This is a genomic window from uncultured Amnibacterium sp. (genome assembly GCF_964245895.1).
Classification (GTDB): domain Bacteria; phylum Actinomycetota; class Actinomycetes; order Actinomycetales; family Microbacteriaceae; genus Amnibacterium.
This window is the reverse complement of the sequence record NZ_CAXTOQ010000024.1, coordinates 24,688-32,627: the sequence shown is the minus strand read 5'-3', so window position 1 is coordinate 32,627 and position 7,940 is coordinate 24,688. Positions and strand designations below refer to the sequence as shown.

At 75.5% G+C, this 7,940-nt stretch carries 6 protein-coding genes; 4 read left to right on the top strand and 2 right to left on the bottom strand.

Annotated features, from left to right (window positions below; translation table 11 throughout):
• The 3 genes from ACFE60_RS05685 to ACFE60_RS05675 form a co-directional block, all read left to right on the top strand.
• The coding region (locus ACFE60_RS05685; RefSeq protein ID WP_375387875.1) for a ComEC/Rec2 family competence protein at positions 1-1,138 on the top strand (1,138 nt) is incomplete at its 5' end.
• Positions 1,139-1,147: 9 nt separating this feature from the next.
• On the top strand, positions 1,148-2,188 hold the full coding sequence (gene holA, locus ACFE60_RS05680; RefSeq protein ID WP_375387874.1) for a DNA polymerase III subunit delta: 1,041 nt from the start codon (positions 1,148-1,150) through the stop codon (positions 2,186-2,188).
• A gap of 80 nt (positions 2,189-2,268) precedes the next feature.
• A complete protein-coding gene (locus ACFE60_RS05675; protein ID WP_375387873.1) occupies positions 2,269-4,140 on the top strand; it encodes a helicase HerA-like domain-containing protein in 1,872 nt (623 codons plus the stop codon).
• Between the two features lie 51 nt (positions 4,141-4,191).
• Here ACFE60_RS05675 and rpsT read toward each other — a convergent pair whose 3' ends face one another.
• Complete coding sequence (gene rpsT / locus ACFE60_RS05670) at positions 4,192-4,452, bottom strand: 30S ribosomal protein S20 (RefSeq protein WP_375387872.1); 261 nt, start codon at positions 4,450-4,452, stop codon at positions 4,192-4,194.
• 150 nt (positions 4,453-4,602) lie between these two features.
• Here rpsT and ACFE60_RS05665 point away from each other — a divergent pair, with 150 nt between their 5' ends.
• Positions 4,603-5,739, top strand: coding sequence for a pyridoxal phosphate-dependent aminotransferase (locus ACFE60_RS05665; RefSeq protein ID WP_375387871.1), 1,137 nt, complete (start codon positions 4,603-4,605; stop codon positions 5,737-5,739).
• A gap of 58 nt (positions 5,740-5,797) precedes the next feature.
• Here the strand turns inward: ACFE60_RS05665 and ACFE60_RS05660 are convergent, their stop codons facing one another.
• On the bottom strand, positions 5,798-7,921 hold the full coding sequence (locus tag ACFE60_RS05660; RefSeq protein WP_375387870.1) for a RecQ family ATP-dependent DNA helicase: 2,124 nt from the start codon (positions 7,919-7,921) through the stop codon (positions 5,798-5,800).
• Positions 7,922-7,940: the final 19 nt, after the last annotated feature.

Genomic DNA, 7,940 nt, shown 5'->3' with positions numbered 1-7,940 from the left:
GGTCGTCGCGAACCTCCTCGCCGAGCCCGCGGCACCATTCGCGACGGTCCTGGGGCTCGTCGCCTGCCTGATCGGCCCGGCCGTGCCGCCCCTCGCGACCGCGATCGCTGCTCTGGCCTGGCTGCCCGCCGCGTGGATCGGCCTGGTCGCGCGGACGGTCTCGACGCTGCCGCAGGTCGGCTGGCCGGCGGGCGCGGTCGGCGCCGTGCTCGCGGGGCTCCTGCTGCTCGCCGGGGTGCTCGCCCTCCTCCGCGCGGCGCCGCGTGCGCGCGCCGTCGGCACGGCTGCGCTGGTCGCGACCGCGCTCGCCGTCGCCGGCGGCGCCGTCGGCGGCACGGTCGGCCGCGTCGTCGGCACCCCGACCGACTGGACGTTCGCGGCGTGCGACGTCGGGCAGGGCGACGGGCTGGTGCTGAACGGCGGAGGCGGACGGTACGCGGTCGTGGACACCGGGCGCGAGCCGGGTCCGATGCGTGCCTGCCTGGCGCGCCTCGGCATCGGCAGGATCGACCTGCTGGTGCTGACCCACTGGGACGCGGACCACGTCGGCGCCGCGCAGTCGCTCGCCTCCCGGGTGCGCAGCGCGTTCGTCGGGCCGTCGGACGGGCCGGCCGCCGACGCGTTGCGAGCCGGGCTGAGCAGGGCGGGAGCGGCCGTGCAGCAGGTCCAGCGGGGCGACACCGCTCGCCTGGGCAGGCTGACCCTCTCCGTGCTCTGGCCGCCCGCGCCGCTCGGCGCGATCGAGCCCGGCAACGCGGCGAGCGTCACCCTCTCCGTGACCGGCGGCGGCGCCTCCCTGCTGCTCACCGGCGACCTGGGGGAGGCGGCGCAGGACGCGCTGCTCGCCGCCGGCCGACTGCCGGCGGCCGAGGTGGTGAAGGTCGCCCACCACGGGTCCGCGGACCAGAGCCCGGCGTTCTACACGGCCGCCGGAGCGATGCTCGGGATCGTCTCGGTCGGTGCGGAGAACGACTACGGGCACCCGACGCGGCGGGCGCTGCGGCTGCTCCGCGACGCGGGCGTGCAGGTGGTGCGGACGGACCAGGACGGCCTCGTGCTGATCGGCTGGCCGCACGGCCGCCTGCGGCTGTGGACCGAGCGGCCGGTGACCGCGGCCGTGTGGGTCCCGGCGAAGTAGGTTCGAGGCATGGCAGCACGGCCCGCCGGGCGCACCGCCGCCCGGATTCCGCAGGTCCCGTGGGACGAGGCGCGACCTGCCCCGGTCGTGCTGGTCTCGGGACCGGAGGACCTGCTCGCCGATCGCGCGACCCGCCGGATCCGCGAGGCGCTCGCGGCCGCCGATCCGAGTCTCGAGGTCTCCGACCTGGACGCCGCCGCCGCGGTGCCCGGCGACCTCAGCACCCTCGCCAGCCCGAGCCTCTTCGGGGAGCCGCGGATGATCCGCGTCGCGGGCGTCGAGCGGCTGTCGGAGGGGTTCCTCGCCGAGACGCTCCGGTACCTGGAGTCCCCGGCGGACGACACCACCCTGGTGCTGCGGCACACCGGCGGCGTGCGGGGCAAGAAGCTGCTCGACGCGATCCGGGGCGGCGCGGGCGGCGGGATCGAGATCGCCTGCGCGGAGGTGAAGCGGGACGCCGACCGGTCCGCGTTCGCCTCCGCGGAGTTCCGCTCCGCCGGGCGCCGCATCGCGCCCGGCGCCCTGCGGGTGCTGGTGTCCGCGTTCCAGGGCGGGCTCGCCGAGCTCGCGAGCGCCTGCCAGCAGCTGATCGCGGACACCACCGGCGACATCGGCGAGTCGACCGTGCAGGCCTACTACGCCGGCCGCGTGGAGACGGACGCGTTCGCGGTCGCGGACGCCGCGCTGGCCGGCCGGGCGGGGGAGGCGCTCGTGCTGCTGCGTCACGCGATCGACAGCGGGGCCGATCCGGTGCCGATCGTCGCCGCGCTCGCGGCCAAGCTGCGCTCGATGGCGAAGGTGCTCGATGCGCGCGGCCCGGCCGTGAAGCTCGCCGCCGAGCACGGCATGGCGCCGTGGCAGGTCGACCGGGCGCGGCGCGACGCGCAGGGCTGGGAGGCCGCCGGCCTCGGGCGGGCGATCGTGATGACGGCGGAGACGGACGAGAAGGTGAAGGGGGGCGCCCGCGACCCGGAGTTCGCCGTCGAGCGCCTCGTGACCTTCATCGCCGCGCGGGGCGCCCTCCGACAGGCGCAGGAGCCGCGCCGCTGACCGCGAAGGTGTCCGTGGATCCGGGGAACCGGACGGCTCCCCGGATCCAGGAGCACCTTCGGGGGTGCCAGGATCGCGGTATGAGCGACCCCACGATCGATCGGGCCAAGGCGGCGGCAGCGGCGGCCGCCGCGGACGCGGAGCGGCTGCAGGCGGAGGCGCAGGCGGCGCTCGCCCGCGCGCAGGAGGCCGCTGCGGCGGCGACCGCCGCGGTCGAGGCCGCGAAGGCGCAGGCCGCCGCCGCGGCGCAGCCCGCGCCCGCCGCGTCTCCCTCCGCCGCGCCGCCGGCGTCCGCGGGGCCGCTGTCCGCCGCGGAGGTCGACGCGATCCGCCGCGGGTACGCCTTCGAGGGCGTCGCGCTCGAGCTCGGGGCGCTGCTGAACGGCACGCCCGTCCCCGACGCGCAGGTGCGCATCCCGCTCGGCATGCTGAATCGGCACGGCCTCATCGCCGGCGCCACGGGCACCGGGAAGACCCGCACCCTGCAGGCGCTGACCGAGCAGCTGTCGTCCCACGGCGTGCCGGTGTTCGCGGCGGACATCAAGGGCGACCTGTCCGGCGTCGCGACCCCCGGCTCCGCGAACCCGAAGCTGACCGCCCGCACCTCAGCGATCGGGCAGGACTGGAGCCCCGCCTCCTTCCCGGTCGAGTACTTCTCGCTCGGCGGCAACGGCACCGGGGTGCCGATCCGCGCGACCGTGTCCGGGTTCGGGCCGCTGCTGCTGGCGAAGGTGCTGGGCCTCAACGAGACCCAGGAGTCGAGCCTCGCGCTCGTGTTCCACTACGCCGACGACCACGGGCTCGCCCTCGCGGAGCTCGAGGACCTGCGCGCGGTGCTGCAGTACCTGACCGGCGACGAGGGCAAGGCGGAGCTCGCGGGGCTCGGCGGCATCTCGCCCGCGACGGTCGGCGTGATCCTCCGCGAGCTCGTCGCGTTCGCGGACGCCGGCGCCGAGGGCTTCTTCGGCGAGCCGGAGATCGACACGAAGGAGTTCCTGCGCACCGCGCCGGACGGCCGCGGCATCGTGAGCCTGCTGGAGGTGCCCGGCGTCGCCGACCGGCCGGCGCTCTACTCGACCTTCCTGATGTGGCTGCTGGCCGACCTGTTCAACGACCTGCCCGAGGTCGGCGACGCGGACAAGCCGAAGCTCGTGTTCTTCTTCGACGAGGCGCACCTGCTGTTCGCCGACGCGTCGAAGGACTTCCTCGACCAGGTCGTGCGCACCGTCCGGCTGATCCGGTCGAAGGGCGTCGGGATCGTCTTCGTCACGCAGACCCCGAAGGACGTGCCCGGCGACGTGCTCGGCCAGCTCGGCTCCCGGGTGCAGCACCAGCTGCGGGCCTTCACCCCCGACGACGCGAAGGCGCTGCGGGCGACCGTGCAGACCTACCCCCGCTCGGCGTACGAGCTGGAGGAGGTCCTGACGACACTCGGCATCGGCGAGGCCGTCGTCACGGTGATGAACGAGAACGGCGCCCCCACCCCCGTCGCGTGGACCCGCCTCCGCGCGCCGCAGGGCTCCATGGCGCCGAGCGCGCCGGGCGCGATGCAGGCCGTGGTCGCCGCCTCGCCGCTGGAGGCGCGGTACGGCACCGCGCTCGACCGCGAGACCGCGTTCGAGATCCTGACCGCTCGGATGAACGCGGCGGCCGCGGCCGAGCAGGCGTCAAAGGACCAGGCGGAGGAGGCGAAGGCGAAGGCCGCGGCGGACAAGGCGGCGGCCGCCGAGGCCCGCCGGCAGGCCACGGAGGCCGCCGCGGAGGCGCGGAAGGACGCGGCCGACCGGCGGGAGGCGCAGCGCGACCAGGCCGCCGCCGAGCGCGCCGCGAAGGCGAAGGCCTCGGCGCAGCGGAAGACGGTCGACCAGGTGACGCGGGTGCTCACGAGCCGGTCCACCCAGAAGATCCTCGGCGGCGTGCTGCAGGGCATCTTCGGCACCCGCCGCCGCTGAGACAAGGAACGGGGCCGTCCACCCGAGTGGACGGCCCCGTTCCGTCGACGACTACAGCGCGGCGACCTGCTTGGCGATCGCGGACTTGCGGTTCGCGGCCTGGTTCTTGTGGATGACGCCCTTGGAGACGGCCTTGTCCAGCTTCTTGGACGCGACGCCGAGCGCGGCGACGGCCTTGTCCTTGTCGCCGGCGCTGACGGCGGTGCGGACGGCGCGGACGTGCGTCTTCAGCTCGCTCTTGACCGCCTTGTTGCGGTCGGTCGCCTTCTTGTTGGTCGCGATGCGCTTGATCTGGCTCTTGATGTTGGCCATGCGGGAACTCCCTGGTTCGCAGTTCGGTGGAGGGCCGCTCCGGTGGGGGAGGAGCCTCGACGGGCGGCGCGGAGGGCGCGCTGATGCCCGAAAGCCGACCGGCAGCCTAGCAGCCCGACGAGATCCCCGCGGCGACGGTTGAATGCCCGGATGCCGTCGTACACCGCCAACGCGCTGTCCGTCCCGGAGAGCGGCATCCGCCGCATCCTCGAGATCGCGCTGACGCTCGACGACATCGTGGCGCTCGCGGTGGGAGAACCGGATCTGCCGGTCGCGCCGCACGTGCTGGCGGCCGGGAGCGCCGCCTGGCTGGCGGACGAGACGCGTTACACCGCGAACGGCGGCATCCCCGAGCTGCGGGCGGCCGTCGCCGCGAAGCTGCGGCGGGACAACGGCATCGACGTCGGCGCCGACCAGGTGTGGATCACGCCGGGTGCGACGGAGGCGCTCTACCTCGCGCTCGGCCTGATCCTGTCGCCCGGGGACGAGGTGCTGATCCCGGACCCCGGGTACACCACGTTCACGATGGCGCCGAGGATGCAGTTCGCGATCCCCGTGCCGTACCGGCTCGACGCCGAGCACGCCTTCCTGCCGCGCACGGCCGACCTCGACGCCCTCGTGACGCCGCGCACGCGGGCGATCGTCCTGAACTCCCCGTCCAACCCGCTCGGGGTCGTCTTCCCGGAGCCGGTCGTGCGGGACCTGGTCGCCTTCGCGGCGCGGCACGATCTGTGGATCGTGAGCGACGAGGTCTACGAGGCGTTCACGTACGGGCTGCCGCACGTGAGCCCGGCGGCGATCGACCCGTCGTGGGTGCTCACGGTCCAGTCGTTCTCCAAGACCTACGCCCTGACCGGCGGCCGCGTCGGCTACCTCGTGACGCCGCCGACGCCGGCCGCGCTGCTGCGCAGCTTCCAGGAGGCGCTGATCTCCTGCGTGAACACGCCCGCCCAGCGGGCCGCGGTCGCGGCGCTCGAGGGGCCGCAGGACGCGGTCGTCGCGGCGGCCGCGCACTACCGCGAGAACCTCGCCGCCGCGACGGCGCTGCTCGACGAGCGCGGCATCCGGTACCGCGAGCCGGAGGGCGCGTTCTACCTGTGGATCGACGTGGCGCATGCGACCGGCGGCGACGTCGCGGCCTGGGCCGAGCGCTTCCTGCTCGAGCGGAGGGTCTCGGTCGCGCCGGGCAGCGCGTTCGGCGCCGCGGGGGAGGGCTGGATCCGCGTCTGCGTCGCGGCGAGCCGCGAGGACCTGCTCGAGGGCCTCCGCCGCCTCCCCGCCCCCTGATCCGTTGTGAAGGAACTTCTCGAGCCCTGGCCGAGAAGTTCCTTCACAACGGAATGGGTCAGGCGCGGAGCGCGAGCGCGAAGGGCAGCACCGTCGAGGCGCCGGCCTGGCGCAGCAGGCGCGCGGCGACGGTGAGGGTCCAGCGGCTGTCCGCGGCGTCGTCGACCAGCAGCACCGGCCCGGACGTCTCCGCGAGGCGGGCGCGCAGATCGTCCGGCACGCGGAACGCGGTCCAGACGCCGGCGAGCCGCGCGAGGCTGGCGCCGCCCCCGCCGCCGGGAGGCTCCGGCGCCGTCGGCTCGAGCGCGCCGAGCAGGGGCAGCCGCCCGATCTCGGAGAGCGCCTGCGCCGTGGAGGCGACCAGCAGCGGGTGGCCCGCGGAGGGCATGGCGACCACGCCGACCGGGCGCTCGTCCCAGCCCCAGTCGCGGAGCACCGCGACCGCCGCCTCCACGACCCCGCGCGGCACCTCCTGGTCCGGCGCGCCGGGCGCGAGCAGCCGACGCAGCGTGCCGCCCCAGCCCAGGTCGGTGAGCCGGGCGATCGCCCGCCCCTCCTCCGGCCGCTCGCCGGGCGCGATGTTCCCCCTGACCGGCAGGCCCCGGGAGTCGGCGCCGGCCGGCCACTGCTTGCGCGGCTCGATCGCCACGCCGACCCGGGTGAGCGCCGCGCCCGCCGCGCCCGCCGACTCCCCGGACACCTCCGTCGGGAACCAGACGCCCGCGCAGCTGTCGCAGCGCCCGCACGGGGCCGCGGTCGGGTCGTCGAGCACGCGCTGCAGGTACTGCATGCGGCAGCCCTCCGGCCCGGCGGGCAGCGACTCGTAGTCGAGCATGTGCTGCTGCTCCGCCTGCCGCGCGGCGGCGATGCGCTCGTAGCGCTCGGCGTCGTAGGACCAGGGCTGCCCCGTCGAGACCCACCCGCCGCGCACGCGCCGGACCGCGCCGTCGACGTCGAGCACCTTGAGCAGCAGCTCCAGGCGGCTGCGCTTGACGTCGACGAGCGCCTCCAGCGCCGGTGTGGAGATGGGGCGCTCGGGGTCCAGCTGCTGCAGCACCGCGTCCGCCCGCTCCTCCGTCGGCATGCTCGCCGTGGCGAAGTAGGACCAGATCGCCTCGTCCTCGGCTCCCGGCAGCAGCAGCACGTCGGCGGAGGCGGTGGCCCGCCCGGCGCGACCGACCTGCTGGTAGTAGGCGACGGGGGAGGAGGGCGCGCCGAGGTGCACGACGAAGCCGAGGTCGGGCTTGTCGAAGCCCATCCCCAGCGCGCTGGTGGCGACCAGCGCCTTCACCCGGTTCTCCTTGAGCGCCTGCTCGGCGGCCTCCCGCTCGGCGTTCTCGGTCCTGCCCGTGTAGGCGAGCACGTCGTACCCGGCCTCCCGCAGCAGCCGCGCGGTGTCCTCGGCGGCCGACACCGTCAGGGCGTACACGATGCCCGAGCCCTCGAGGTCGCGGAGGTGCTCGACGAGCCAGCCGAGCCGCGTCGCCTGGTCCCGGGTGCGCAGCACGCCCAGGCGGAGGGAGGCGCGGGCGAGCGGCCCGCGGATCGTGAGCACCTGGTCGGGCGCGCCCAGCTGCGCCTCCACGTCCTCCACCACCCGCCCGTTCGCGGTCGCGGTGGTGGCGAGCACCGGCGTGCTGCCGGCCGCGGCGACCAGCTCGCGCAGCCGCCGGTAGTCGGGGCGGAAGTCGTGGCCCCAGTCGGAGATGCAGTGGGCCTCGTCGATCACGATCAGGCCCGTCCGGTGGACGAGCGCCGGCAGCTGGGTGTCGCGGAAGTCCGGGTTGTTCAGGCGTTCGGGCGAGACGAGCAGCACGTCGATCTCGTCCGCCTCCAGCCGAGCGCGGACGTCGTCCCAGAGGTGCGGGTTCGCCGAGTCGATCGAGGCGGCCCGCACCCCCGCGCGCGCCGCGGCGGCGACCTGGTCGCGCATGAGGGCGAGCAGCGGGGAGACGAGCAGGGTCGGCCCGGCGCCCCGGTCGCGCAGCAGCCTCGTGGCGACGAAGTACACCGCGGACTTGCCCCACCCGGTCCGCTGGACGACGAGCGCGCGGCGGGAGTCGTCGACGATCGCCGCGATCGCGTCGTACTGGCCCTCGTGGAAGCCCGCGTCCTCCCGCCCGACGAGGGAGCGGAGCACGGCCAGCGCGTCCGTGCGGGTGTCGGTGCTGACGTCGGTCACGCCGGAACGCTCGCACGCC

Bases quoted from the DNA above. Each gene is read 5' to 3' on its own strand.
- holA (WP_375387874.1), top strand. From the start codon at position 1,148: ATGGCAGCACGGCCCGCCGGGCGCACCGCCGCCCGGATTCCGCAGGTC.
- ACFE60_RS05675 (WP_375387873.1), top strand. From the start codon at position 2,269: ATGAGCGACCCCACGATCGATCGGGCCAAGGCGGCGGCAGCGGCGGCC.
- ACFE60_RS05665 (WP_375387871.1), top strand. From the start codon at position 4,603: ATGCCGTCGTACACCGCCAACGCGCTGTCCGTCCCGGAGAGCGGCATC.
- rpsT (WP_375387872.1), bottom strand. From the start codon at position 4,452: ATGGCCAACATCAAGAGCCAGATCAAGCGCATCGCGACCAACAAGAAG.